Source organism: Halovenus aranensis, from assembly GCF_900100385.1.
Taxonomy (GTDB): Archaea; Halobacteriota; Halobacteria; order Halobacteriales; family Haloarculaceae; genus Halovenus; species Halovenus aranensis.
The window spans coordinates 312969-339493 of the sequence record NZ_FNFC01000001.1 but is presented as its reverse complement, the minus strand read 5'-3'; the positions used below and the strand labels follow the sequence as shown (position 1 = coordinate 339493).

The 26525-nt window shown below is 62.4% G+C and carries 23 protein-coding genes and 1 tRNA gene; 8 read left to right on the top strand and 16 right to left on the bottom strand.

Going from position 1 to position 26525, the window contains the following annotated elements; translation table 11 throughout:
- Positions 1–7 precede the first annotated feature (7 nt).
- From hutH to hutU, 5 genes are all read right to left on the bottom strand, one after another.
- Complete coding sequence (gene hutH / locus BLR34_RS01735) at positions 8–1576, bottom strand: histidine ammonia-lyase (protein ID WP_092698789.1); 1569 nt, start codon at positions 1574–1576, stop codon at positions 8–10.
- Positions 1573–2796 carry an imidazolonepropionase gene (gene hutI / locus BLR34_RS01730; protein WP_092698787.1) on the bottom strand — a complete coding sequence of 408 codons (1224 nt, stop codon included), beginning with the start codon at positions 2794–2796 and terminating at the stop codon, positions 1573–1575. Before hutI ends, hutH begins: the two co-directional genes overlap by 4 nt.
- Positions 2793–3731: a formimidoylglutamase gene (hutG, locus tag BLR34_RS01725; RefSeq protein ID WP_245683164.1), complete on the bottom strand. Its 939-nt coding sequence runs from the start codon at positions 3729–3731 to the stop codon at positions 2793–2795. Before hutG ends, hutI begins: the two co-directional genes overlap by 4 nt.
- 67 nt (positions 3732–3798) lie before the next feature.
- Complete coding sequence (locus tag BLR34_RS01720) at positions 3799–5253, bottom strand: DUF6498-containing protein (protein WP_143414100.1); 1455 nt, start codon at positions 5251–5253, stop codon at positions 3799–3801.
- Between the two features lie 60 nt (positions 5254–5313).
- Complete coding sequence (gene hutU, locus BLR34_RS01715; protein ID WP_092698783.1) at positions 5314–7050, bottom strand: urocanate hydratase; 1737 nt, start codon at positions 7048–7050, stop codon at positions 5314–5316.
- Between the two features lie 101 nt (positions 7051–7151).
- On the opposite strand from hutU, the gene BLR34_RS01710 reads away from it, so the two are divergent.
- Positions 7152–7796: a helix-turn-helix domain-containing protein gene (locus tag BLR34_RS01710; RefSeq protein ID WP_092698781.1), complete on the top strand. Its 645-nt coding sequence runs from the start codon at positions 7152–7154 to the stop codon at positions 7794–7796.
- Between the two features lie 55 nt (positions 7797–7851).
- Here the strand turns inward: BLR34_RS01710 and BLR34_RS01705 are convergent, their stop codons facing one another.
- The 5 genes from BLR34_RS01705 to BLR34_RS01685 are packed head-to-tail and all read right to left on the bottom strand — an operon-like array spanning position 7852 to position 10051.
- A complete protein-coding gene (locus BLR34_RS01705) occupies positions 7852–8604 on the bottom strand; it encodes a proteasome assembly chaperone family protein (RefSeq protein ID WP_092698779.1) in 753 nt (250 codons plus the stop codon).
- 4 nt (positions 8605–8608) lie between these two features.
- The gene (locus tag BLR34_RS01700) at positions 8609–8791 is read right to left on the bottom strand and encodes an RNA-protein complex protein Nop10 (RefSeq protein ID WP_092698777.1); all 183 of its coding nucleotides are present in this window, start codon (positions 8789–8791) and stop codon (positions 8609–8611) included.
- Positions 8792–8793: 2 nt separating this feature from the next.
- Positions 8794–9594: a translation initiation factor IF-2 subunit alpha gene (locus BLR34_RS01695; protein WP_092698775.1), complete on the bottom strand. Its 801-nt coding sequence runs from the start codon at positions 9592–9594 to the stop codon at positions 8794–8796.
- Positions 9591–9764 (bottom strand): 30S ribosomal protein S27e, encoded by a 174-nt coding sequence (locus tag BLR34_RS01690; protein ID WP_092698773.1) that lies wholly within the window; start codon positions 9762–9764, stop codon positions 9591–9593. The genes BLR34_RS01695 and BLR34_RS01690 overlap by 4 nt, the downstream gene beginning before the upstream one ends.
- A 5-nt stretch (positions 9765–9769) precedes the next feature.
- Entirely contained in the window at positions 9770–10051 is a 282-nt protein-coding gene (locus BLR34_RS01685) for a 50S ribosomal protein L44e (RefSeq protein ID WP_092698771.1), read from the bottom strand.
- Positions 10052–10178: 127 nt separating this feature from the next.
- Here BLR34_RS01685 and BLR34_RS01680 point away from each other — a divergent pair, with 127 nt between their 5' ends.
- The 3 genes from BLR34_RS01680 to BLR34_RS01670 all read left to right on the top strand — a co-directional run bounded on the left by BLR34_RS01680 (position 10179) and on the right by BLR34_RS01670 (position 12155).
- A complete protein-coding gene (locus tag BLR34_RS01680; protein WP_092698769.1) occupies positions 10179–11252 on the top strand; it encodes an ATP-binding protein in 1074 nt (357 codons plus the stop codon).
- 94 nt (positions 11253–11346) lie between these two features.
- On the top strand, positions 11347–11775 hold the full coding sequence (locus tag BLR34_RS01675; RefSeq protein WP_092698767.1) for a DUF7988 family protein: 429 nt from the start codon (positions 11347–11349) through the stop codon (positions 11773–11775).
- A 146-nt stretch (positions 11776–11921) separates the two neighbouring features.
- Positions 11922–12155: a transcriptional regulator gene (locus BLR34_RS01670; RefSeq protein ID WP_092698857.1), complete on the top strand. Its 234-nt coding sequence runs from the start codon at positions 11922–11924 to the stop codon at positions 12153–12155.
- 1 nt (position 12156) lies between these two features.
- On the opposite strand, the gene infB is transcribed toward BLR34_RS01670, so the two are convergent.
- Entirely contained in the window at positions 12157–13959 is a 1803-nt protein-coding gene (infB, locus tag BLR34_RS01665) for a translation initiation factor IF-2 (protein WP_092698765.1), read from the bottom strand.
- Between the two features lie 73 nt (positions 13960–14032).
- Positions 14033–14434 (bottom strand): hypothetical protein, encoded by a 402-nt coding sequence (locus BLR34_RS01660; RefSeq protein ID WP_092698763.1) that lies wholly within the window; start codon positions 14432–14434, stop codon positions 14033–14035.
- A gap of 107 nt (positions 14435–14541) precedes the next feature.
- Between BLR34_RS01660 and BLR34_RS01655 the strand changes: the two genes are divergently transcribed.
- Entirely contained in the window at positions 14542–15864 is a 1323-nt protein-coding gene (locus BLR34_RS01655) for a methyl-accepting chemotaxis protein (RefSeq protein ID WP_092698761.1), read from the top strand.
- 3 nt (positions 15865–15867) lie between these two features.
- Here the strand turns inward: BLR34_RS01655 and BLR34_RS01650 are convergent, their stop codons facing one another.
- A complete protein-coding gene (locus BLR34_RS01650; RefSeq protein WP_092698759.1) occupies positions 15868–16989 on the bottom strand; it encodes a pyridoxal phosphate-dependent aminotransferase in 1122 nt (373 codons plus the stop codon).
- A 235-nt stretch (positions 16990–17224) separates the two neighbouring features.
- Here BLR34_RS01650 and BLR34_RS01645 point away from each other — a divergent pair, with 235 nt between their 5' ends.
- The 3 genes from BLR34_RS01645 to BLR34_RS01635 all read left to right on the top strand — a co-directional run bounded on the left by BLR34_RS01645 (position 17225) and on the right by BLR34_RS01635 (position 24847).
- A complete protein-coding gene (locus tag BLR34_RS01645) occupies positions 17225–18217 on the top strand; it encodes an NAD-dependent epimerase/dehydratase family protein (protein ID WP_092698757.1) in 993 nt (330 codons plus the stop codon).
- Between the two features lie 112 nt (positions 18218–18329).
- Positions 18330–20555 (top strand): CDC48 family AAA ATPase, encoded by a 2226-nt coding sequence (locus BLR34_RS01640; protein WP_092698755.1) that lies wholly within the window; start codon positions 18330–18332, stop codon positions 20553–20555.
- A gap of 68 nt (positions 20556–20623) precedes the next feature.
- On the top strand, positions 20624–24847 hold the full coding sequence (locus BLR34_RS01635) for a tetratricopeptide repeat protein (RefSeq protein WP_092698753.1): 4224 nt from the start codon (positions 20624–20626) through the stop codon (positions 24845–24847).
- An 89-nt stretch (positions 24848–24936) separates the two neighbouring features.
- On the opposite strand, the gene BLR34_RS01630 is transcribed toward BLR34_RS01635, so the two are convergent.
- From BLR34_RS01630 to msrB, 3 genes are all read right to left on the bottom strand, one after another.
- Positions 24937–25021 (bottom strand) — tRNA-Leu (locus BLR34_RS01630).
- Positions 25022–25119: 98 nt separating this feature from the next.
- A complete protein-coding gene (locus tag BLR34_RS01625) occupies positions 25120–26043 on the bottom strand; it encodes a DUF7978 family protein (protein WP_092698751.1) in 924 nt (307 codons plus the stop codon).
- A 45-nt stretch (positions 26044–26088) separates the two neighbouring features.
- Complete coding sequence (gene msrB / locus BLR34_RS01620) at positions 26089–26502, bottom strand: peptide-methionine (R)-S-oxide reductase MsrB (protein WP_092698749.1); 414 nt, start codon at positions 26500–26502, stop codon at positions 26089–26091.
- Positions 26503–26525: the final 23 nt, after the last annotated feature.

The following is a 26525-nucleotide window of genomic DNA, read 5'->3' as shown; positions in this document are numbered from 1 at the left end:
CGGTCCGTCAGTCGGCGAACCCGTCGTCGAGGGTTGCCGCCACGCGGTCGCGAAGGTCGCCTGAACGGATGCGCGCAGCGATTGCGTCGATGTCGCCGTCGAGTGACCTATCGCCATCGAGAGGGTCGACCACGTCGCGAACGCCGTCGTAGAGGGCAGCGGTGCCGACACCGTGGGCCAGCGAGTCGTCGACGTACTCGGCAGCTTCCGCGCTACAGAGCAGTTCGATTGCGACCACGCGCCGGGCCTGTTCGAGGACCTGCCGAGCGTGGACTGCGCTTGTCGCGCTCATGCTGACGTGGTCTTCCTGGCCGCCGCTGACGGGCACGTTATCGACACCGGGAGAGCCGTGTGCGCGACAGTCGCTCACCAGCGATGCCGCGGTGTACTGCGCAATCATCAGCCCGGATTCGACACCGCTCTCGCCCGCCAAAAACGGGGAGAGGTGTGACTCCTGGACGTTGGGGTTCAACAGCCTGTCGACGCGGCGCTCACTCATCGCCGCGAGGTCGGTCACGGCGTTGGCGGCGTAGTCGAGGCGATGGGCAAGCGGCGCGCCATGGAAGTTGCCCCCGGAGACGACCGCGGCCGACTCCGTCTGGCTCGCCCGTGACTCGACTGTGTCGGCGTCGAAGATGAGTGGGTTGTCCGTCGCGCTGTTGAGTTCGGTCTCGACAGCCTCGCGGAGGTGAGCGACCGCGTCACGGACCGCGCCGTGGACCTGTGGGAGACACCGCAGCGAGTAGGCGTCTTGCACCCGGTCGCAGTTGCGGTGTGACTCGACGATTTCAGAGTCGGCGGTGAGTCTGCGAACGTTCGCCGCGCTCACACCGTGGCCCTCGTGTGGCCGGACGCCAGCGATTGCCTCACTGCTGGTCACAGTTGTCCCCATCCCCACCTCAGTCGTCAGCGCACCGGCCGCATCCGCCACGTCGAGCAGTCCCTCGGCGTCGACCACGGCCAGCGCAGCCAGTCCGGCAGTGAGTTGTGTCCCGTTGATGAGAGCGAGTCCTTCCTTCGGTGCAAGCGAGAGTGGCTCACGCTCGGCCGCCCGGAGTGCCGCCTCGCCTGCCAGACGCTCGCCGTCGACGGTCGCTTCGCCCTCGCCGATGAGCACGAGCGCGAGGTGGGCCAGCGGGGCGAGGTCACCGCTGGCCCCGAGGCTGCCGTGGGTCCTGACGACCGGATGGACGCCGCGGTTCACCATAGCTGCGAGCGTGTCGACGACGGACTCGCGGACCCCGGAGTAACCAAGCGCGAGGGCGTGCAGGCGTGTCACCAGCAGCGCACGGACCTCCTCGCGGCCGAGTTCCTCACCCTGGCCAGAAGCGTGGCTCCTGACGAGGTTGTGCTGGAGGTCCGCCAGGTCGTCACGAGGGATTCGCTCGGTGACGAGCTCGCCGAATCCGGTGTTGATTCCGTAGACGGCGTCGTCCTGTTCGACGACCGAGGACACCCGCTCCCGAGAGGCGCGGACGCGCTCGCGAACCGTCTCGGGAATCTCGACTGTCGCTTCCTCGCGCGCGACTGCGGCGACATCTTCGGGGGTCAGCTCCGTCCCCACCTGGACAGTCATCGTCGGTCACCTCCCGCGGTGACGACGGGCTCGCCGTCTTTTACCACGGTCTCGACACGATTGGTTCCCGCGTTGGCCGGGATGTGTGTCACAGACGGCAGGTCGAAGACGGTGAAATCGGCCGGAGTGCCCTCGGAGAGGGTGCCTACACCCCCGCGGTCGAGCGCACTCGCCGCGTGTGTAGTCGCCCCGAGAATCGCCTGGGCGGGCGACAGCTTCATCCGGAGACAGGCGAGGGAGACGACCATCCCCATGCTGTGGACGAAACAGCTCGGATTGAGGTCTGTCCCGAGCGCGACCGGGCCGCCCGCATCGAGGAACGGCTCGGCGTCGGCGTATGGCTCGTCGAGTGAGAACGCCGTCGCGGGCAACAAGGTTGGGACGACACCGGCCTCGGCAAGTGCCCCGGCGTCGTCGTCGGTCGCGGACAGCAGGTGGTCTGCGCTCACGGCGCCGAGGTCGGCGGCCAGTTGTGCGCCGCCGATGCGGTTGAACTCCTCTGCGTGTATCTTCGGCGTGAGACCGTGGTCCTGGCCCGCTTCGAGAATCCGCCGGGACTGCGAGACATCAAAGACGCCCTCCTCACAGAACACGTCACAGAACGCCGCGATGCCCTGGTCGGCGACGGCAGGCAGTTGGTCCTCGACGACCACATCGACGTAGGCGTCGGTTTCCATCTCGGCTGGGACCGCGTGTGCGCCCATGAACGTCGGTATCACGTCGACTGGATGGCGCTCGTCGGCTTCGTCGATGACAGCGAGCATCCGGAGTTCGGTCTCGGTGTCGAGCCCGTAGCCGGATTTGACCTCGGCCATCGTCGTCCCGTGTTCGAGCATCACGTCGAGTTGGTCGAGGAGATTCGCCAGTAGCTCCTCGTCGCTTGCCTCCCGGACGCTCTCGACGGTGACCGGAATACCACCGCCCTTGTCCATAATGTCAGTGTAGCTGTTCCCCTCGATGCGGGCGACGAACTCATCAGAGCGGTCACCGGCAAACAGCGCGTGCGTGTGCGGGTCGACAAAGCCCGGCAGGACGGTCCGGCCGCTAGCGTCGATTGCTCGCGTCGCGTCCCCGTACTCGCTCCGAAGCGCTTCGCTTTCCCCGGTGGCGACGACAGTGCCGTCCTCGACGGCGAGTGCGCCGTCCTCGATTCGTTCTAAGCCGTTCTCGCCGGGGCCGACGACGAGTTCGGCCGCGCCGTATACCAACAGGTCGGTCACGCTGGCTCACCACCGAGAACCGAGAGCACGTGTGCGACGGTCCGCGCCGCGGCATCCGCAGTCCGTCCGTCGGGACACAGCGGCGGCGCGGTCTCGACCACCTCGAAGCCGGCGAGCCGGTCGACGCTTGCGAGCAAGCGAACGAGTCGGAATAGTTCGCGGGTCGTGATACCGCCGGGGGTCGGCGCAGAGACGCCGGGAGCCGCAGTCGCGTCGAGCACGTCGATATCCACGCTGACATAGAGGTGGTCGGTCTCGACAGCGGCGAGTGCCCGGTCTGTGGCCTCGACGGGGTCGTCCCCGACCTCCTCGGCTGTGACGACCTCGCCCCCCTGTTCGCGGAGGTACTCGGCGTACACGGTCGAGGTTTCGAAGTGTCGCGCCCCGAGGACGGCCATCTCGTCGAGGCCAGCCTCCCAGAGCTGTCGGTACGGAGCGCCACTGGAGGGTTCGCCCCGAACGGCCCGACAGTCGAGATGTGCATCGAGGCTGACGACCCCGACTGTCTCCTCGCGGTCGAGCAGTGGCCCGGCGTTCGGATAGGTCAGCGAGTTGTCGCCGCCGAGGAATATCGGTATCGTCTCCTGTTCGTGAACGGTCTCGGTCGCCGCTCGCACTGCCGCCTGTACATCACTAACGCTGGCGCCGGTCGGAATATCGACGGTACCGAGGTCACCGATGGCACGGATTGGGCCGGCATCGAAGTGATGCGTTTTGACGCCCGCGAGCGCGTCGCGGATAGCCGCTGGCCCCTCTCGTGCACCAGGGGAACCGATGACCGCACCGTCGTATGGCTCACCAACTAACACGGCGTCGTACGTGTCAGCGCTGTCTGGTGTCGTTGGTTCGATGTTGTCACCGAGTTGCTCGTCGTGTGGGTCAGCAGACGGCCCTCGCCACCCAGACGCCATCTCAAATTCGGGGTCTCTGTCCATGCGCTACTCTTGTATCAGCCACATCAAAGGTGTGATGGATACAGTCAACACCACCGATGCGGGCCGGTTAGTTACTGTATGCCAGCCGCCAGACCGACCACGGAGCGAGCAGGAGGGCCGGGAGCAGAAACCAGAGTATCAGTGTCACGGCGGAAGGAACGAGCGACCCTGCGGTGAGGACCACGAGAGTGACACAGATAGCGCCCGCGAGCAGGAGTGCAATCGCCCCCGTCCGAGGACTGAACGATGCCGGGTCTGTCACCGCAACTGGGAGGTCGAACGTCTCAACGAGGCTGTCAGCGTCGACGACCGGCCCCAGTATGCGCTCAGTCTCGTCATCACCGACGCCTGTCGTCACACGGACCGTCCGAGTGTCGAACAGATGGTCGGCAAAGCGGGTGTCGAGAAACGTCACATTCCGAATCGAGTCGACGGGAGCGGACCACTGTGGCTCACCGACTCGGGTGTCGTACGCTACGAGCCGGGCACCGTATCGTCGGTACTCGAGTGTGCCGTATTCGAGATAGAAGGCGAGCGCTTTGGTAAGCTGGAACGCGACCCAGCCAGCGACTACCGCAAGCGTGACACCAACCACCGCAAGCGACGAGTCAGTGACGTTTGCTGTTGCCCCCGCCGAAAGGAGCCAGAACAGCACCCCGACACTGAAATAAAACAGTCCGTGTTTCGGGTCGACCGTACGAAACGCCGCCGTCGCCGCCACGGCGGTGCTGTCTGTCTGTATCCGAGCGTCTGGCTCGGCGGTCGGTACATCCGGGTCGTCGGTTGACTCGGGTCCTCGTTTGGGACCCGCCAGCCAGCCAGTAAAGCCCGTCGTGTCCCCAGCGTCACTGTGACTCGCTCGGTACGACGCCCACTCGGTGAGTAATTTGCCGCCGACGAACACGGCGAGAACGACGGTTGTAATCGCTGCCGGTCGACTCTCTCGCGTGACGGCTTCGAGCACGAGCAACAGCGAGACGACAAATAGGGTCTGTCTGGCGGCCCGCTCAGCGACTGTATCCGGCGATGTCTCTTGATATCTGCCCCCGCGGATGTAGTCGCGCCAGGTGTCGATTGCCTGACTCACCAGTAGCCCGAGGACAGAGACAACAACAGTCGGTCGAGAAAACACCGCGGTCAGTGCGTTCGCTTCGCTGAGAGCGAGGACAAGGAAGGCAGCGAGCCACGCCATAGGGACGGCGAGACTGGCGATGAACGGAACCGTTCGCGGATACACTGGGGGCAGCCAACGGGACAGGACGACACTGCCCCGCTTTCGTGTCAACTCGCGTGAAGGAGAGATGAAATTGCTGTCACGGTCAGAACGCGGCGGCCGCTGTGCAAACAGCGTCTTGAGAGCGGTAACTGGTACTGCGAGGAACAGTTCGAGCGTGTAGGTCGTTACCAGTGTGTCGGCGTCCCACCCGAGCCGGGCGACACCGACCAGTGGCACTAGGTTGGCGAGCAAAATGGGGACGAACCCGACACTGGCGTTACGTGGAGGACGCAGACGGGCGGACATAGCAGCTGTCCCGAGATGCGTCGTCGACTGTCCTAAATGTGCTGAACCATCGCGAGTCGCTCACTCCCGGTCGCGCATCGGCACAGCCACATCGGACTCCTCGGCCGCCTCAAGCGCTTCCTCGTAGCCAGCGTCGGCGTGTCTGATGACACCCATCCCGGGGTCGGTCGTGAACACGCGCCGGGCGGTCTCGGCGGCCTGGTCGCTCCCGTCGAGGACGACGTGGTTGTTCGTGTGCAGCGAGTTGCCGATGCCGACCCCGCCCCCGTCGTGGACGCTGACGATATCGGCTCCGGCGGCACAGTTGACCAGCGCGTTCAGGATTGGCCAGTCGGCGACGGCGTCGGTCCCGTCTTTCATCGATTCGGTCTCCCGGTTTGGACTCGCGACCGACCCAGCGTCGAGGTGGTCGCGGGTCACGACGACCGGCGCCTCAATTTCGCCCCCGGCGACGAGGTCGTTGATACGCAGTGCAAAGCGGGCGCGCTCGGTGAGGCCGTCCTCGTCGGTCTTGTAGCCCAGCCAACAGACCCGACTCGGCAGCCCCTGGAACTCGACTTGCGCCTGTGCGAGGTCGATCCACCGGAGGAGCCCCTCCTTCTCGGGGAATAACTCGCGGATGGCCTCGTCGGTCCGGCGGATATCCTCGGGGTTGCCAGAGAGGGCAGCCCACCGGAACGGGCCTTTCCCGCGACAGAACATGGGCCGGATGTACGCCGGCACGAAGCCGGGGAAATTGAAGGCGTCATCACGGTCGAACGCGGCTTTGACCTGGCCGCGGATGTTGTTGCCGTACTCGAAGGCAATCGCGCCCTCGTCTTGGAGGGCGAGAATGGCGTCGACGTGGCGCTGCATCGTTTCGAGACTCTCCTTGCGGTAGGTCTCAGGGTCGTCTTCGCGGAGGTCGTCTGCCTCGGCGACGGTGTACCCGCTCGGGTAGTAGCCTTCGAGTGCGTCGTGGGCGCTGGTCTGGTCGGTCACGATATCCGGGACGATGCCGCGGTCGAGCAGACCTTCGAGGAAGTCGGCGGCGTTCATGTGCACGCCGACGCTGTAGGGTTCGCCCGCGTCGACGGCATCTCGTGCGCGGCCGAGCGCGTCGTCGAGGTCGTCGGCTTTCTCCATGCAGTATCCGGTCTCGATACGGCGGTCGATGCGTGCCTCGTCGACTTCCGCGGCGATGCAGACGCCCTGGTTCATCGTGACCGCGAGGGGCTGTGCGCCACCCATCCCACCGAGACCTGCCGTCACGACGAGTTTCCCGGCGAGTGTGTCGTCAAACTCCTGGCGGCCCAGTTCGGCCAGCGTCTCGTAAGTCCCCTGCAGGATGCCCTGGGTCCCGATGTACGCCCAGGACCCTGCGGTCATCTGGCCGTACATAATCTTCCCCTGGGCTTCGAGTTCGTGGAAGTGTTCCCAGTTGTCCCAGTTGCCGACCAGATTCGAGTTCGCAATCAACACCCGGGGCGCGCGCTCGTGTGTCTGGAACCGGCCGACTGGGCGACCACTCTGGACTAACAGCGTCTCGTCGTCGGCCAGGGTTCGTAGCTCTTCGACGATTGTCTCGTAGTCGTCCCATGTGCGTGCGGCCTGCCCGGTGCCGCCGTAGACGACGAGTTCCTCGGGCTTTTCGGCCACCTCGGGGTCGAGGTTGTTGTTCAGCATGCGCAACGCCGCCTCCTGTCGCCACCCCTCGCATTCGATGTCCGTACCGGTCGGCGCACCCTGGTACTCACGCCACACCTCCGAGGGGTCCGCGTCGCTGTCGTCTTCGTTCGCGTTCAGTTGTCCTGTCATATACCCATGTTGCCGGCCGTTCAGTGTAACGGTGTGTGTACCATATGGAGATGTATTTTTACGTGGTCCGGCTATATTTCAGGCCAGCGCCGTGTTTACCCATGGAACAGGTAACGATTCAAATCGCGGATGACAGTGCGTACGTGTCCGCGACAAAAGACAGCGACGCACTCATCGAACTCTGGTGTAACGAACACTGTGACCTCCTGTACGTCGTCGGCGCCGCTGACGGTGTCGTCGAACACGTCAGAGACCAGGTCGGTGTCCGAGACGACATTCGAGAGGGCAACGAGCGCGTAATCGTCACGGAGGACTGTCTGAAACAACACGAGGAAGGGTACATTGAGACGTACGTGCAACGTCACGACTGTCTCCTGTTGCCGCCACTGCGGTACGAGGACGGCGCGAAACACGTGCGCGTTCTCGCGCTGGACAGCGGGCGTCTTGGCGATTTTTTCAACGACATCAACGAGGACTTCCCCGTGGATGTCGCTTCGACGCAGACGGTTACCGTCCCCGTGTCGGGGTCACCGCTGGCGGGGTTAGGCCGTGTGTCGTCGGAACTCACCCACCGTCAGCGGGCTGTGCTGTCGACTGCCTGGCAAGAGGGGTACTACGAGATTCCGCGAGAGGTGACGACCGCGGAACTCGCAGCGATGTTCGACCTCAATCGACGTACTGTCGAAGACCATATCCGGCGTGCAGAGCAGAAGCTCGTGGGCGCGTTCAGTGAACAACTCTCGTGAGAACAGTTGCACGGGCCAGCGATACCCCCTCTCGCGGCGAGTGAGCGGTTCGCTCTTAGCCAATATACCGCAGGTCTTCGTCGGAGCCGGCGGCCGACCCCTGCTCCATCTCCTGAATCTTCCGCACGACGTCTTCCATCTCGTCGGCCCGGTCCTCCAAGGATTCGAAGTCGACCTCGAATCCGATGGCCGCCTCAAGGACTTCGAGGACCGCCTTCGCGCTCTTGGGGTCGACGAGGTAGCCGCTGGTCTGGCCCATGATACAGGCCGCTGGCACGTTACGGCGCTCACCGAGACCCAGGAGGAGGCCGCTGATGCCGACGATACCGCCCTCTGGCTCGTTGCCCCGGAAGTCGACACCGAACTCTTCGAGTTCCTCACGCTGGGTTTCGGTCGTCGTCGCGCCGATAACGTCGTACTCCTCGATGAGTTCACCGGTCGGAACGCCACCGAGTGCGTACACCGGCGCGGCGTCGAACGACTCGACGATGTCGAGAAGCGTGTCAGTCAACCCGTAGTGGCCGACCGTGTCCTGTGCCTGGTGGTCGCCGGTCAACACGAGCATGTCCGCTTCGGGGGCCGAGACGGCGTGTATCTCTGCACACGCGAGTTGTGTCAGCCCGTCCTCGATACTGACCTGTGGCGGAAAATGCGTCGAGTAGACCCGACGGACCAGTTCGCTGTCGAGTTCTTCAACCAGATGTTCGGCGGCGAGTTTGCCGACGTGACCGACGCCCGGCAGCCCTTCGATAAACACAGGGTCCTCCAGATCGGCCTCGGCGACGTGCTCGATTTCGAAGTCGTCCATACCCTTACTGGGGTCTGGAGCGTTTAAGTGCGCGTCGATACTTGCCGTGTGAATCCGTCGGCGAGAAGGGAGCAGGTGCGCTGTTGACCGCATCTGCGCCACAGTCGGGACAGGTGTCTCCGAGCGTGTACACCGGTCGCTCGTGAGTCGTTTCCCAGTCGACACAGACGCGAATGTCGGATTTCACGGTCAGTCGTCGTCTTCGTGTCGTTCGCGATGATACTGCGCGGTGCCGCCGTACTCGGCGACGACCGCGGCCGCGCGGTCGGCGCTCTCTTCGAGGTGGGATTCGGCGGTCTTGTAGTCGGGAGCCTGGACCTCGATGCGGTACTCCGGCGACCCGACGTAGGTCACCTCGAGGTCGACTTCCTCGGGAACGTCGCCGTTGCCCTCGGCGGCCTGCATCGCCTCGCGGATGATGTCGACGCCGTCGCTTGCAGGACATTCGAGGTCGACGTATCCCGTGACCGTCACGTACGGGACAGAGACGTTATCGCGGGCAGTCTCGACGATTGCCGCGATGTCGTCCTCAGTGAGGGCCGTCTCTTCGAGTGCCTCTTCGCCGTGGATGGCGGCCTGCTCGAAGCCGTCGTACAGGGTGCCAAACTCCGCGAGGAACGTGTTCGCAATCTCGGCGTAGCGGTCGCCGTCGAGGTCCTCGCCGAAGGCGATTTCCATCCAGTTGTCGGCTTTCTGCTCGTTTTTCCACTCTTGAATCTTGTCCTTGCGCTGGTGGTCGTTGACGTCTTTCAGCGAGAGGTCGATCTGCTGGGACCCCTCGTCGACATCGAGCACCTTGGCGACGACACGCTGGTCCTCGCTGACGTGGTCGCGGACGTTCTTTATCCAGCCGGAGGCGACCTCACTGATGTGCGAGAGGCCGCGTTTATCCTCGTATTCGAGCAGGTCGACGAAGACACCGAAATCCTCGATGTCGTCGACTCGCCCGACGACGAGCTCTCCGGGTTCTGGCCAGCCGCTGTATTTCATCGTGCTTCGACCGTTTCGACGACCTCGCCTTCGAGGTCGGCCTTGCCGCCGCTCGGGTGGGCGAGCGTGTGCCCACAGACCGCGCAGGCGACCGATGTCGCGGCCTTCTCGAAGACGACCTGTTCGTTCTCACAGTCCGGACACGCGACGAGTGTAAAGTTACCAGCCATCTGTATCACTCCTGGAAGGTGAGTCGGCCAGCGCGCCAGCCTTCACGCTGGTGGGCGCGACCACACTCGCCACAGCGGTAGGTAAGCTGTGTCTTCTTCGTGGGCTTGTCACCACCCGGCACCTTCGAGAACTTACCGTCGTTCCCGATGCCGGCCTGGCGGTCGCGCTGGCGACCGTCGACTTTGGTCATCCCGGAGGAGCGCCCCGAGCGGACCTTCTCGACTTCGTGTTCGTGGTGTTCGTTACAGTGCGGACAGTAGGTGTTCATTCGTCGTGGCATCTCCATAGATATCGACCTTTGAGGGGTGTTCGACACGCGCGGTTAAAACCCGTACGGTTCGGATACGCCACCGGCGGGAGACTGTGTTATTGACTACCACAGACATTTGTTGCTGGAGGTTTCACTGGCTAGCATGGCCGAGGGCTCGGCACTCGAAGTTGCCACGGCGTTTCTGGAGGCCATGGTAGACACGTCTCGAGTTGATGCGGCCGAGCGCTTTCTCGCGGGTGACGTGCACGTCATAATAAACGGAACCACCTTCTCCCGGGCGGAGTATCTCGACCGTCTCGAAACCAGCGACGAGCAGTTCGAGATGGTCGACGTGACGATAGGAACGTCTCTCACAGCCGGACGCCGCGCCGCATTCACACAGGAGTTACTGATAGAGCACAGGGGAACGGCCTACGGCGTCGAGCCGGGCCACGAACGGTTCACCGAGTGTGCAGCCTCTATTGTCACCGTCGAGGACAACCTCATTACCGAAATCGAGATTACCCACGACCCGACAGCAACACTCGAAGCGCTGGGGCTCCTATCTGCAGACCCGACGACAGAGAAGCTCCGAGACCAGTATTACGAGATACTCAACCGCGTGTTGCGCCACAATCTACGAAACAAACTCAACGTCATCCTCGCCAGCGTCGAAACCTTCGAAAGCGACCCGGACGCGGCCGCTGCGACTATCAAAGAGAAGACAGCGGGCCTGCTCAGCACCGTCGAAAAGGCACAGAAAATCGAGCAGATGGCAATCGATACTCCGCTCAGTCCGACGCAGTTTCACGTCACCGACACGATTACCGAAGTACTCGACCAGTACGAGCGCCACCACAGCGTCTCCTGTCGGTGTGTATGCCCCGACGAGTCTCTCGAACTCAGGAGCGACAGAAGCCTGTTTCAGAACATTCTCGAAGAGACAATTCAAAACGCCATTCTGTACACTAACACGGAGACGCCGGAGGTAACGGTGACAGCCAGACCGGCGTCGGGACAGGGCGTCGTCGAACTCGAAATCGAAGACAACGGACCGGGCATCCCGGAATCTGAACTGGAGCCGCTCCGTCAGGACCAAGAGACACAACTGCTCCACGGCAGCGGCATCGGCCTCTGGATTACCAAGTGGTGTGTCACCCGACTCGAGGGGCAAATCACGTTCGGAACCGAAAAAGAGCCAACGGTCCACATCACGCTGCCGAATCTGGGTCACTAGCCAGGCGACCCGACTGGCCTGTGAGCAATGGGGTTCCAGTCGCCGTTGGTGGCGTTCCCGAATGTTTTGGGGCGGGCACATCTACACCGGTGTGATGGCCGAAGAAATTCGGGAGACCGTCAGGAGGCACGTACTCGCCGAACACCGCGACACCGTCGCAGACGTGTGTTCGGTTGGGCGCACGGTATCGGCTTCCTGGTCGACCGAGACTGTCCCGGACCCGGAGCGAGTGACCACGCCACTGGCCAGCCAACTCACAGCACGCGGTCTCGACACCGCGTTACTCGACGCGCTGGCGACAGCCGTCGCCGCGACTGACGCCACTGCGGCCGGAACGCCAGTCCCTGCGCCGCCGTATTTCGTCGTGACGAGCCGAGGGCCGCTCTGCCGGGCGACTCTTGACGACGACCGTCGGCTCGTGGTTCGACTCCGTCTGTTTACAGTCGAGCGTCGCCCGCGTGCCTACCGCTTCCGTGACCCGCGTCCAGAGACTTGTCTGAAAACTGTTATTCGAGACAGCTAAGCGCGCGACAGGACTGGTGATACCACCTGTCTGTGAGCGCACTCCAGTGCGGTGATTCGGAGGTCAGTCGGTCGATTCAGCAGATGAAATCGACGGACGTGAACGTTCCGGTGGAGTTTTATGAGAGTACGGCAAATATTTACGATATGACTCACACTTGCCGGGATTGCAAGCGGACGTTCAGCTCGGAACTCGAACTCGAACTCCACCAAGACAACTGCGAGTCGGGAGAACTGTTCTGTGACAGTTGTGGAACACGATTCGCAGAGCGAGCGGCCACGGAAGACGGCTGGCACTACCGATGCCCAGAACCAGACTGTGACGGGGACGGCATCGGCGACGATATCCACCGCGTAGAAGACGTTCGCATCAAAGCCTGAGTTATTTCCCCCAGAAGGGGTCACGGTTGCGGTGACGCTCTAGGTACATCGAGAGGACCTCTCGTTCGTCCGCCGAGATGTCGTCGGTCAACTCCTGTTCGAGGATTTTGGCGTGTTTCTCCGGAATTTCGACCCATAGCTGGTCGCCTTCCTTTATCTGGCGGCCGACAGTCGGTCCGTCGATAGAGACTGCGACCCGTTCGCCGGTCCGGGCTTCGTCGACATCTTCGCCCTCGTCCTGAATGGTCTTGAGCGTCCCCACACGGTCGGTGTCGCTCCCCTCGAACGCGACGACATTAGAGTTCCGCCGTAGCAGTCCACCCCGAATCTCGACGCCGACGACCGCGGGGTCAGACTGGCGAAACGTGTGGTCGGGGAGAATCTCGAAGCGGGCGGGTCGGGTGATGTTCTCCAGAATCTGCTCCTGTTGGGCCTCCTGTATCTCCTCGACGTACTCCTGGTAGGACTCGATGAGTCGGTAGATAACGTCGTGTTCGAACAGGCCCACGTCCTCTTGTTCAGCCAACTGGCGTGCGTCGTCGAGGACATCGACGTTGAACGCAAGGATGCTCTGTTCGTGGGCCGTCTCGGCGGTTTCTGCCATCCGGACATCGCGGGGGGCCACGTCGCCGACCCCCGCGTCCATCACCGGAATCTCGTCTTCTTCGAGCGTACTCACGAGCGCCTCGAGGCTGCCGAGTGTGTCGGCTTTGACCGTGACACCCTCTTCCTCGGTCGAGACTTCGATGTCGGCGAGTTCTTTCCGGACGATATCGAGCACGTCGTCGAGTTCACGGTCGCCGACGACGCGGACCGGCGCTCCGGCCATAGCGTCGTCGAGGTCCGGCGCGGCGACTTTGACACCCTCGGCGGCGACCACCTCGGGCACCTGTTCGAACTCTTCGTCTGCGCGAATCTCGGCCAGTGGCTTCGGCTGGAGCAGGGCACGTACGTCGGTTACGATTGGCTCGGGCTTCGAGCCGACGACGATAGTGTCGTCTTCGCGGATAGTCCCGTCGTAGATGACCGTGTCGATGGTCGTTCCAAAGCCCTGGGTGTCTTTGACTTCGAGGACGGTGCCGGCGGCCGGTCCCGCGGTGTCGATTTCCATCTCGTCTTTCATGTACCGCTGGGAGAGCCCCATCAACACCGTCAGCAGGTCCGGCACACCCTCGCCAGTTTCGGCAGAGAGGGGGACGACACCGACGTTTTTCTGGAAGTCTTGGACCCGCCAGTACATATCGGCGGAGATGTCCTTGCTCGATAGCTGGCCGATAATCTCGTAGAGACTATCGTTAAGGTCGGACTGGACACGTTCGCTCTGAGACTCGATGGCGACCTTCGACGGTCGGTTCTGTTCGGGATTCCACCCCGGAACGGTATCGATTTTGTTGGCGGCGACGATAAACGGCGTCGAGGTCCGGGCGAGAATGTCCATCGCCTCGTGAGTCTGGGGCTGAAAGCCGTCGTTGACGTCGACAACGAGAATCGCGATATCGGCGAGCGCTCCGCCCCGGGAGCGCAGCGTCGAAAAGGAGTGGTGACCGGGCGTGTCGATAAAGAGCAACCCCGGCAGGTCGAAGTCATCTGGGTTGACAAGCTCACCCGCGATGTCCGAGATAACTTCGAGCGGAACGGCCGTCGACCCGATATGCTGTGTGATTGCTCCTGCTTCACCCTCGTGGACGGCAGAGCCGCGAATCTTGTCGAGCAAGCTCGTCTTCCCGTGGTCGACGTGGCCCAGCACGGCGACGATGGGAGTCCGAAGCGAATCCGGCTCCGCCTGGTGGTCGTGTTCTGACATCCCGTCTCACCTGAGAACTGGTTGTAACCAGCCGGTGTTTCCATTTAAGTGACTCGTTTCGGTCCCCGGAGTGTCACCGCGGCAGTCGGTTCGCGCCGTCGAAGACGACCGCCGACAGCCGTGATGCCAAGTCGCGCGCTTTCGCTTCTGTGGGTGCGTGCAGGTCACCCGAGACGGGCCCCGCCTCGCCGCCGAGGCGTTCTGCCTGTGAGAGCGGGTCAGCTCCGTGTGGGAAGCTGTCCGTGTCGCCGGTGGGATAGCTCCGAAATGCGGCGGTCTGCTGGCGGAGTTGACGGAGCGCCTGCCCGGTAAGTTTGCTGTCGAGGTGGCCGAGGTCGTATTTGACGACAAATCCTCGCCGCGCGGCCCGGACAGCAATGACAGGGTCCCCACGGTCGTGACAGCGCTCCCAGAGCCGTTCGTGTTCCGCGTCTGTCTCGTACACCGGGACGTGCTGGGGATACAGTCGGTCCATATCTCTGGTTGGACTGGAAAATCAAGTGCGTGTCGGTGCCATCGACCGTTCTTAAATTGTGGGATATTGTATTATACACTAAATACTACAGGCCCGAACAATCAACTATGGCACAAATAGAGCGCGGGACAACCGCAGGAGACGACTACTCACAGGAGATTACTGGCGGCAGGGAGCTCCCCGAAGATGAGTTGTGGGATGTCCTCACAAGCAATCTTCGGCAGGTGATGGAGTCGACGGGCGCAGCAATGCGGATTCTCGATCTCGATTTCAACGTTGTCATCGAAAACGAGGAGATGAAGTCGATGGGTGGTGTCGAGGCAGAAGGGAGCGACTCAGTCAACTGCTACGACCAGCTTTGCAACCCAGAAGTGTGCGGGACTGGAAACTGCACGCTCAAACAAATTGTCGACGAAGGGAGAGACGAGATTCGCGTCGAGGTGGAAAAAGAGAGCTACGACGGGCGGGTCATTCCGACAGAACTCGTCGTCAGACCGATTCACGACCAGAACGGTGACGTGGTCGCAATCAGCGAGACGTTCCGGGACATTTCGTCACAGAAGACCGCGAGCCGGAGCATCAAATCCGCGGTAGACGAACTCCAGGAATCCGCCGAGGAGGTCGCGGAGAACTCACAGGATATCAGCACCCAGGCGGCAACACAACTCGACTCCGTGACGGAGGTGGCACAGGAAGTCTCCTCGCTCAGTGCGACCGTCGAGGAGATTGCTGCCACGGCCGACGAGGTCAAGTCAATCAGCCAGGACGCGCGTCAGGAAGCCGAAACAGGTGGCCAGCAGGCAGCCGACACAATCGAGATAATGGACGAACTCGAGGCGGCCGCCGGCAGCGTGACCGAAGACGTTCGAGAACTCGACGAAAGTATCGAACAGATCGACGAGCTAGTCGACGTCATCAACGACATTGCCGACCAGACGAATCTGCTCGCACTCAACGCCTCCATCGAGGCCGCCCGGGCCGGCGAGGCCGGTGACGGGTTCGCCGTCGTGGCCGACGAGGTCAAAAGCCTCGCCGAAGAGTCACAGCAGCGTGCCTCCGAAATCGAGGATATTGTCGCGGATGTTCGTGGAAACACCAAGGAAGCAGTCGACAGCCTCGACGAGACAAACGACATCCTCCAGAGCGGCGCCGAGAAGGTACAGCAGTCGGGCGAGACGTTCCAGAGTATCGCCGAGGTGGTCGAAAACGTCTCCGACGGCGTCACCGAGGTCGCCGACGCGACAGACGACCAGGCAGCGAGCACCGAAGCGATAGCCGGCATGGTCGACGAGACGGCCGAAGACTTCGAGCGGGTCGCCGAACAGGCTGAAGCAATCGCGGCCGCCAACGAACAACAGACGAACAAAATCAGAGAGATAAGCCGCGAGGTCGACGAGATGAACGCCTTAGATGTCCAGAGCGAGCTGTAGGCGTTACTGCACGGCGGCGGTCGCTTCGCGCATGATTTCGAGTGCCTCCTTGAGCGACTCCATGTCGGTCGCATACGAGAGACGGGCGTACCCCTGTCCACCATCGCCGAATGCCTCGCCGGGGACGACGACCACGCCGCGGTCGAGCACCTCCTCGGCCCAGCCCTCGGGCACCTCGGGCATCGCGTAGAACGCCCCCTCCGGTGTCGGCACCGACAACCCCATATCGGTGAGGCCGTCGAGCACCACGTCGCGGCGCCGTTCGAAGGCAGCAACCATCTCGTCGACGGAGTCCTGTGGGCCCGACAGGGCCCCCTCGGCAGCGTACTGAGCGGGTGCGCTGGCACAGGCCTGGACGTACTGGTGGACGCGGAGCATCCGCTCAATACGCTCGTGGGAGCCGGTCACCCAGCCCAGCCGCCAGCCAGTCATCGAGTAGCTCTTCGAGCAGGCGTTGACGATGACGACGTTGTCCGACTCGGCGAACTCCATCGGGGTGTGGTGTTCCCCCTCGAAGACGATGTGTTCGTATACCTCGTCGGAGATACAGAGTACGTCGTGCTCGTCGGCGATGCGGGCAAACTCTTGGATGTCCTCTTTGGACTGTACTGCACCCGTCGGATTCCCGGGGCTATTGATGACAAATGCCGCTGTATCGTCGGTGATTGCGTCCTCGACAGCGGCCGGGTCGAGCGTCAGGTCGTCGCGAAGCTCGACCGGGCGAGGGGTTCCGCCGGCGACGTGGGTCAGCGCCTCGTAGGCAACGAATCCGGGGTCGGGAAAGATGACCTCCTCACCGGCGTCGACGTGGGCCTCCATCGTGAGGTGTAGCGCCTCGCTCCCGCCGGCGGTGGCGATGACGTTCTCGGGGTCGATGTCGAGGTCGTTGTCACGGGCGTGTTTCTCGGCGATTGCCTCCCGAAGTTCGATGATGCCTTTGTTCGAGGTGTAGGCGTCGCCGTCGCCGGCCTCGATGGCGTCGACAGCCGCCTGGCGCGCGTGTTCCGGCGTCGGAAAGTCTGGCTGGCCGATACCGAGGTTGATAGCGTCCTCGCCCGCCGCCTCGAAGACCTCGCGGATGCCGCTTATCGAGACCTGTTCGACTCGCCGTGAGAAATCCGTCATACAAGTATGGGCGTTCCCAGACGGGATAACTTTTGATGTTGCGGCAGCGGGTCACGCGGCGGGTCTTGCTGGTGAAGCGCCGATAGACGGCCGTTGTCTCGGAAACTCGACCGTGTCGGCAAAGGTGGTCGGCCGCGGCTGTTCGCTGGGGACAGCGCCCTCGGAGCTGTTTGCCCGTGAAGAGAAGGTTCGCCGGTATCGACTCCTTTTCAACTGCCGCCCTCAATCCACGGGTATGGACCGCGCACTGGTTATCGGCGGCACCCGCTTTATCGGCCGCCATCTGGTTGAGGAACTGCTTGCACACGACTACGAAGTCACGCTGTTCAACCGCGGGAAACACCCCAACCCCTTCACAGACCACGAGGGCGTTCACCGCGTGAAAGGCGACCGGACAAGCTGGGTCGCCGTCGCCGAAGCAGCCAGAGAGGCCGAGGCTCAGGCCGTATTCGACACCGTTGCCTACTACCCCGGTGAGGTCGAGCAGACGACCCGCGCCCTCAGTAACATCGAGGGCCACGACATCGAGAGCTACGTCTACATCTCAAGCGGCGACGCCTACGGCGTCGACGAGATTCCAAAGCGAGAGGGGGAGACGCCGCTACGGCCATGTAGCGACGAGCAGGCTGTCGACGACAGCGCCGAGACCTACGGCCCGCGCAAGGCAGAGGGCGACCGGCAGGTGTTCACAGCGGCCGAACACGGGTTCCCCGCGATGAGCGTCCGGCCGACAATCGTCTACGGGAGCCACGATTACACCGGTCGCTTCGAGTACTGGGTCGACCGCGTCCGAGAGCACGACCGGATTCTCGTTCCCGGCGACGGGACGAACATCCATCACATCGTGGCCGTCGAGAACGTCGTCCGTGCGCTTCGAACGGTCGCCGAGGAAGGCGAGGCTGGCGAGGTATACAACGTCGGCGACCGCCGCGTGCTCACGCTGGGAGAGACCATCGAGACAATCGCCGAGATACTGAACGAGGACGTCGAACTCGTCACGGCCAGCGCCCGCGAGTTGGCACAGGGGGACATCGACCCCACGGCGTTCCCGCTGTATAACCCCAATCCACACATCCTCTCGACGGAGAAGCTCTCGGCGCTTGGCTGGGAGCCACTCGACCCTCGCAGTGCATTCGAGAACGCAATCGAGGGCTCTGTCGAACCAGAGCGCGACCCTGGCCCTCCCCGCGAGGACGAACAGCGCGTCTTCGAGGAATTGGGTCTGTAGCTGTCACCCGTCGATGGTGGGGATAGCGGCCGAGAGGGAACCCCCGACCAACCACCGCTAGCAAAAAGCATTTCTCCCGTGGTACCTGAGTGTCAATACATCACAGCCTACTATGAATGAAGTGCAACTGGAGGTGGCCAAAGCCTACCCCAACGACTCGGGACGTGGTATCGCCCGCCTCGACCCCGACACGCTCTTGCATCTCAAGCTCTCGCCCGGAGACATAATCGAGATAGAGGGTTCGGATACGACCGCCGCGAAGGTCTGGCGCGCGGACCGCCAGGACTGGAACACCGACACCGTCCGTATCGACGGATTCACGCGGCAAAACGCCGACGTCGGCATCGGCGAGCGGGTCGAGATTCGGAAAGCAGAAGCCGAGAAGGCGGATTCGCTCGTACTCGCCCCACCGGAGGAAGCGAGCGTGCAGTTCGGGAGCGACGCCGCTGGCATGGTCAAACGCCAGATTCTCAAACGGCCCGTCGTCGAGCACGACATCGTGCCGGTCATGTCGAGTACGAACCATCCGTTCATGCGCTCGCCGGGGCAGGCGATTCCGCTCATCGCCGTCGAGACCGAACCCGAAGGGGTCGTCCTCATTACCGAAGACACTGACGTCGAACTGCGTGAGGAGCCAATCTCGGGCTACGAGAAGACCGGCGGCGGCATCACCTACGAGGATATCGGCGGCCTGCAAAAGGAGATTCAGCGGGTCCGCGAGATGGTCGAGTTGCCGATGAAACACCCCCAGATATTCAAGAAGCTCGGCATCGAGCCGCCACAGGGGGTGTTGCTCCACGGGCCGCCGGGCACCGGAAAGACGCTGCTCGCCAAGGCCGTCGCCAACGAAACCTCCGCGAGTTTCTTCTCTATTGCCGGGCCAGAGATTATCTCGAAGTACTACGGCGAGTCCGAACAGCAGTTACGCGAGATATTCGAGGACGCGAGCGAAGAGGCTCCCTCGATTATCTTCATCGACGAACTCGACTCTATCGCCCCCAAGCGCGAGGACGTGACCGGCGAGGTCGAGCGCCGTGTCGTCGCACAGCTGTTGACCATGATGGACGGGCTCGAATCCCGTGGCCGTGTCATCGTTATCGGCGCGACCAACCGCGTCGATAGCGTCGACCCGGCGTTGCGCCGGCCGGGCCGGTTCGACCGCGAAATCGAGATTGGCGTCCCCGACGAGACCGGGCGCGAGGAGATTCTCCAGATTCACACGCGGGGTATGCCGCTGTCTGACGACGTGAACTTGGGTCGGTTGGCCGAGGAGACACACGGCTTCGTCGGCGCCGACATCGAGAGTCTCACCAAGGAAGCGGCAATGAAGGCGCTCCGGCGCTACCTGCCCGAAATCGACCTCGACGAGGAGGATATTCCGCCGAGTCTCATCGACCGGATGATAATCAAGCGCGACGACTTCAGGGGGGCACTCAACGAGGTGTCCCCGAGCGCGATGCGGGAGGTACTCGTCGAGCTACCGAAGATAAACTGGGACCACGTCGGCGGCCTCGAAGATGCTCAAAAGGAGGTCAGCGAGAGTGTCGAGTGGCCGATGAACAAACCCGAGAAGTTCGAGCGGATGGGCATTTCCCCGCCGTCGGGGGTCTTGCTCTACGGTCCGCCCGGCACGGGGAAGACGCTGATGGCAAAGGCCGTCGCCAACGAGACCGACGCCAACTTCATCAGCGTCCGGGGCCCACAGCTGCTCTCGAAGTGGGTCGGCGAGTCCGAGAAGGCAATCCGCCAGACCTTCCGCAAGGCGCGCCAGGTCGCGCCGACGGTCATCTTCTTCGACGAGCTCGATTCGCTCGCACCGGGACGAGGTGGCGGCGACGTCGGCTCGAATGTCTCCGAGCGCGTCGTCAACCAGCTCCTGACCGAGCTGGACGGCCTCGAAGAGATGGGAGAGGTGATGGTCATCGGCGCGACCAACCGCCCGGACATGATCGACCCCGCACTCATCCGGTCAGGTCGGTTCGACCGCCTCGTCATGGTGGGCGAGCCAGACGTGGAGGGGCGCGAGCAGATACTCAGAATACACACCGGCGACATGCCGCTGGCTCCGGACGTGAGTCTGCGCGAACTCGCCGAGGTCAGCGGTGGATACGTCGGCTCTGATCTTGAAACCATCACTCAGGAGGCGGCAATCGAAGCGCTCCGCCAAGACGAAGAGGCCGACGAAGTGACGATGCGGCACTTCCGGCAGGCGATGGAGAACGTCCGGCCGACGATTACCGACGACATTCGCGACTACTACGAGCAGATGGAAGAGGAGTTCCGTGGCGGCGGCCCCGACCCCGACCGTCACCGCGGCGGACGTATCGGCTTCCAGTAGTCGCTCCTTCGCCGCCCGGTTTGTTAGAATAATAATACTTTTACCAGAATAGGGCGAGCCAAGAGATAATGGACGGTACGCCGTCAGGGGACCAAAGGAGTGCCCGAAACGCGACTCGGGCCGAGGGACACGACGCTGTCGACCTGCTTGCCGATGTCGTCTTCGACCTCGACACGGACGGTACTATCATTGGCGCGACCGGGCCGACAGAACAGCTTCTGGGATACGAGCCCTACGAGATAGTCGGAACGGCTCTTTCTGATCTCTTATCAGCCGGTATCGGAGACACGCCAAGCATGTTCGAGTCGAGAGAAACACTCCGTGAGCGACTCGGCGCCGGTGAGCAGTTGACCAACCTCGATGTCAGAGTCGATGTCCCAGACGCTGGCATCGTAACGGCACTAGCCTCGGTTCTGGTGTTCGAAGACGGGGCTCGATGTCTGCTCCAGAACGTCAGCGAGTACGACCTTCCGGAGCACTGGCGCGCGCGATACGCAGCTCTCGTCCGGTCGATAGACGACCCGCTGTATGTCCTCGACGAGACAGGCGTCGTCGAGTGGGTCAACGACGCGATGGTCGAGTACACCGGCTACGACCACGAGGAACTCGTCGGGCGGTCAATTGCCGAGCTCACCTCGAAAGACGAGTGTTCCGGGAGCGAACAGTCTGACCTGCCCACAATCGAGGAGATAACCGCAGATAGCTTCGAAACGACATTTGTCACCAGGGGCGGAGAGACGAAGCTGTGTGAGGTCAACGTGACAACGCTTACTGACGACGGCACGCTCACCGGCATGGTTGGCGTTCTTCGGGATATCCGGGAGCGAAAGCGCCGCGAACAAGACCTCGAACTGCTAAAGGAGGTACTGATTCGGGTGTTCCGTCACAACGTCCGCAACGAACTCAACGTCGTCGAGGGGCACGCGACCATCCTCGACGACCACGTCGACGACACCCTCGAGGATCACACGGCCGCGATTCTCGAGACGGCCGAGCGATTGCTCGACCACAGTAACAAAGCCCGTCTACTCGAACAAGTCATCGAGAGCGACGGACGCTACGAAATTCAGCTGGACAGAGTCGTCGAGCGAGTACTTGCCTCCTGTCGGGAGGCGTACCCGGCGGCCTCGATCGAGGTCGATGTGCCGCCAGAGGTAACCGTCGAAGCCCACTCACACATTGGGACTGCAATCGAGGAACTGGTCACGAACGCTATCGAGCACGCTCCCGACGACACGCCCTGGGTCCGGCTCTGGACAGACGAGACCGACGAGTTTCTCACACTGTTCGTCGAGGACAGGTCTGGGGGCCTCGACGATCACGAGATTGACGTTCTCAGAGAAGGAGGCGAGAGCCGGCTCGAACACAGCAGCGGTGTCGGACTCTGGCTTGTCCGCTGGATTGTCGAGTCGTCCGGTGCCGGCATGGTCGCCCACCGGACCGACGACGGCTCACTCATGGGCATCCGATTCTCAGACAGCCAGTCGGCCACAGGCAACAGTAGACCGGTGACGAGTACACGAGTACACGCAAGCGAGGAACCCGGGCCAGAACGGTTGCACGGGGAGATAGTCGTCGGCCGAGCTAGAGAGCGACAACAACTCGAAGCAGTGTACGAACAGCTCGACCGGACCGGCGGACAGGCCGTGTTACTGACCGGAGAGTCCGGCTTCGGTAAGTCGACGCTCGTCGAGCAGTTTCTCGACGGCCTCGGAGAGCGAGCGGAGACCCCTGTCCTCGGACGCGGTCGCTGTGAACGAGACTCGACACAACCATACCAGGCCTTCAGAGATGCAATGACTGCGTTTTCGTCCGTGAGTGACATTGGCGCGATACTCGAGTCGGCCACAGACGCCGACGCGGACAACCCGGAGACCGTCTCACTCCGGCGACAGTCACTGTTTGCAGATATCGCGGCGGAGTTCCGGACGCTTGGACAGAATCAGACAGTCGTTCTCGTCCTCGAAGAGTTACAGTGGGCGAGTCAGGGGACTATCGACCTGCTCGAGTATCTCATCGACGAGGTCGGACAGTGGTCACCGTCGGTGCTGTTTCTCTGTACCTGCCAGACAGACTGCGTTCCGGCAACACACCCAGCTCGGCAGGTCATCGAGGAGACGACCGACGCCGGGCGAGGGACCGTGCTCGAACTGGAGCCGTTCGATACCGGGGAGGTGGAGATACTGCTTGGGCAGATACTCGACGTGGAGGATATTCCGTCGGAGTTCGTCGAGGCTGTCCACGACCACACTGGCGGAACGCCTCTGTTCGTGGCTGAGTTCGGTATTCACCTGCGCGAGTCGTCACATGCCGACGGCGTGGCCGACCCCGATGCAGTTGCCGTTCCAGAGACAGTCGAAAGCATCGTCCGTGACCGAGTGGACGGGCTGTCGGAGCCGGCCAGAACAGTTCTCGAAGTCGGCGCCGTCCTCGGACGGAGTATCTCGTTCGACACTCTGCGAGAGGCGAGCCCATATCAAGAGACGAAGCTCGTCGAGTCCGTCGACAGACTTGTCGGCGAGCGACTCTTGGACCGAACCGACGGAACACTCCGGTTCGTCCATGGACTGGTTCACGAGGAGACGCTCGAAGCGATGACCGAGCAGCGCCGCAAGTCACTCCACGAACGGGCGGCCGCCGCAATCGAGAGTGTTTATGCTGGCTCTGATGAGAGCCGGGACGGACAGCTTGGCGTCCACTACGAGCGGGCTGGCGCAGATCAAAAAGCTATCGAGTGTTTCCAGCGGGCGGGTGACCGGGCGAGTCGCTCGTACGCTCACGCGGACGCAGCGAGCTTCTACGAGCGGGCGATAGAGCTGGCCCGCGAAGCCGATGTGGACTCGGAAACACTCGCCGAACTCCATGCGGCACTTGCAGACGTATTCCGAGTCATCGGTCGCCACGAGGACGCTCTCGATGCCGTCGAGGAGGGGCTGTCAGCCGTTTCCGACGAAACCGCACTTGGGTGTCGCCTGCTGGGAATTAAGGCACGGACCGCGACCAAACTGAGTCGGTTCGAATCAGCCCGTGAGACGGCGTTGTGCCAGCGCGAGAGTGCCAGGGCGGTCGGCAACTGTGGCTACGAGCAGGACGCGCTCCGACAACTTGGCGCGATAGCCAGGGTTCGAGGCAACTACGAGCGCGCCAGACAGCACCTCGAAGAAGGACTCTCGCTCGCCGAAACTGCCGAAGACGAGCACAAAACCGCGGCGATATACAAGGAACTCGGGTCAGTTGCTCTCCGCCGAGGCAACTACGAGCGCGCGAGAGCGACCTATCAGCGAAGTCTCGAAGCTGCCAGAGACGTATCGGACAAACAGCTCGAAGCCGCGTGTCTGAACAATCTTGGCTCTGTTGCGTACCGGGAGGCGGACTACGAACAGGCGCGCAAATACGACCGACAGAGCATGGAAATCAAGCGTGAAATCGGAAACAGGGCGGGCGTCGGGAGTGCACTCGCGAGCCTCGGATTGATTGCCGAGCGGCGTGGTGACTACGAACAGGCTCGCGAGCATCTCGAGGAGAGTCTCGATATCCGTCAAGCCGTCGGGAACCGGAAGGGTGAAGCGTTTGTCTATAACATACTCGGACTCATTGCTCGGAAGCGAGGCGAGTATAAGCGGGCACTCGAGTGTGTCGAACGGTCGCTGGATATCGCCGCCGACATCGATGCCTCGCTACAGGAGGTCTGGTCCCTCGAAAATCGAGGATTGATCCGGTACTACCGAAACGACAACAGCCAAGCACGCAGAGACCTGCAACGGGCACTCGAAGGCGCGAACGAACTCGGAAACGCAGAAACCGCTGCCAGTTGTCTGTCCGGGCTGGCGGCACTCACCCGCGAGGCCGGCAACCTCGACAGCGCCCGCGAACTGCTGGAGAACGCGCGTGAAAAACACCCCTCGAACGGTGACCCGCTCATACGCGGGAAGCTCCGGTTGGAACAGGCGCGACTCGAACGAGCCTGCGGGAATATCGACGCCGCACGGTCCTGTGTCGAGGAGGCACGCGAGACGTTCAGTTCGGTAGGAGTCGTCTACTGGGCGGCGCGGGCACGTCGCGTTCGCGGCGACATCGAAACAACGGCAGGAAACCCCGAGAACGGCTGTGAGTACTGGCGTGAGGCGACACAGACATTCGAGGAACTCGGCACGCACCGAGACCTACTGGCGACGACAGAGCGGCTACTCGAACACGGGGAGGACACTGCGGCGTGGAGAGACAAGGCCCGCGAGGCGATAGATTCAGTCCCTTATGCTATCGAGAGCGAGAACGATTGGTCCAGTGGATAACACCGCCGCTCTCGGGTGGTTGTAATGGTGCGAGGGAAGACCGCTCCGTTGGTCTTCCGCACTGGGTCGAAGATTTCTCGACCACACAGTGCGAGGGATGCGATTCGAACGCATGGACCCCTACGGGAGCGGATCTTGAGTCCGCCGCCGTTGGCCAGGCTTGGCTACCCTCGCGCACTGTCACAGGTTTGGCGACCTGCACCCCCTGCTAACGACCGGACCGTTATATGTAATACGATTCCTGCCGTGTGGCTATCTCGGCGAGGGCTCGGCTACGAGTCAGACTCGTTGTCCGTGGTCTCGGTGTCGTCCTCGTGTTCGTCCGCAGTGTCGTCTTCGTGTTTGTCAGCGTCGGTCGTCTCGCTGTCCTCGTCGCTCGCTTCGGCGTCGGTTTCCCTGTCGGCGGTGTCGTCGATGTCTTTGGTCGTCTGTATCGTCGGCCGACGCGATAGTTGCCCGGCGAGAACGCCAGCCGTCGAGAGAACCGCGGGATAGGCGATGCCGAAAACGAGTGTGTCGACCCTGTCCGGCCGCGTAAACGCGCCCTCGCCCGCCTGTTGAGTGAAGATTGCGACGCCGTCGACGACGAACAGGTACATCCCGACCAGAGCGAGGAGGACAAATCCGAGTGTAATCGTCCCGCCACCGACGAGTCCGCGAATCGCGACCTGCCACCACAGCTGCGTGTCGTCCATCGAGACATAGCGGTACGCCAGGACGAATCCGACACCGAAAAGCACGACAACAGGGATGGCCAGATACACGAAATCAGGGAAGGTCAAATCGGGCAGCGCCCAGTCCCGTGCGTTCTCGACGGGAAGCGTTCGACTCTGTTCGTCGTAGAGTGCCCCGTCGAGGTACGTCTGTGTATCTACGTCGATACTGTCTGCCTGGTAGAAGGGATTGTACCGGACGCTGAAGAGACTCTCCTGGAGGACAGACTCGTTGTTGGCCGTGTTGCGCACGACCTGTTTGGTCTGCTGGTGAGTCGGGACGAGAAATGAATTATAGAAGAAATGTCCGACCTGTCGGAGCGACCGCGCCTCGAAGTCGATGCCGTCGCCAGTTCCGGCAGCGATGCCGAGAAACGACAGGTAGCCGACAATAAACGAGACGAGCCCAGCGAGGAGTCCACCAAACAGCGGGACACCGTAATACCGTTCGTCGAGGCCACCGAACTCGATTTTGTCCTTCACATGTATGTGCCCAACGACGGTAAATAAAAATCTTCGGGGACCGCGCTACTCCTCGTCGGGTTCGAACTCAAGCGAGGCAGAGTTGATGCAGTACCGCTGGCCCGTCGGGTCGGGACCGTCGTCGAAGATGTGGCCGAGATGGCTCTCACAGCGGGCACAGATTGCCTCGGTCCGTCGCATCCCGTGGCTGGTGTCGACGTCTGTCGCAATATTACCCTCTTCTAGCACGTCGAAGAAGCTCGGCCAACCGCTGCCAGAGTCGTATTTCTGCTCTGAGTGAAACAGCTCCGCGCCACAGGCCTTACAGGAGAAGACGCCCGCCTCGTCGATGTCGAGTAACTCGCCGCTGAACCGCGGCTCGGTGTCTCCCTCTCGGAGAATCTTGTACTCTTCGTCGGTCAGAATATCTTGCCATTCTTCCTCGTGTTCCGGGACGGAATCGGTGTCGTGTTCGCTCATTATGTCGAATACAGATATGCCTT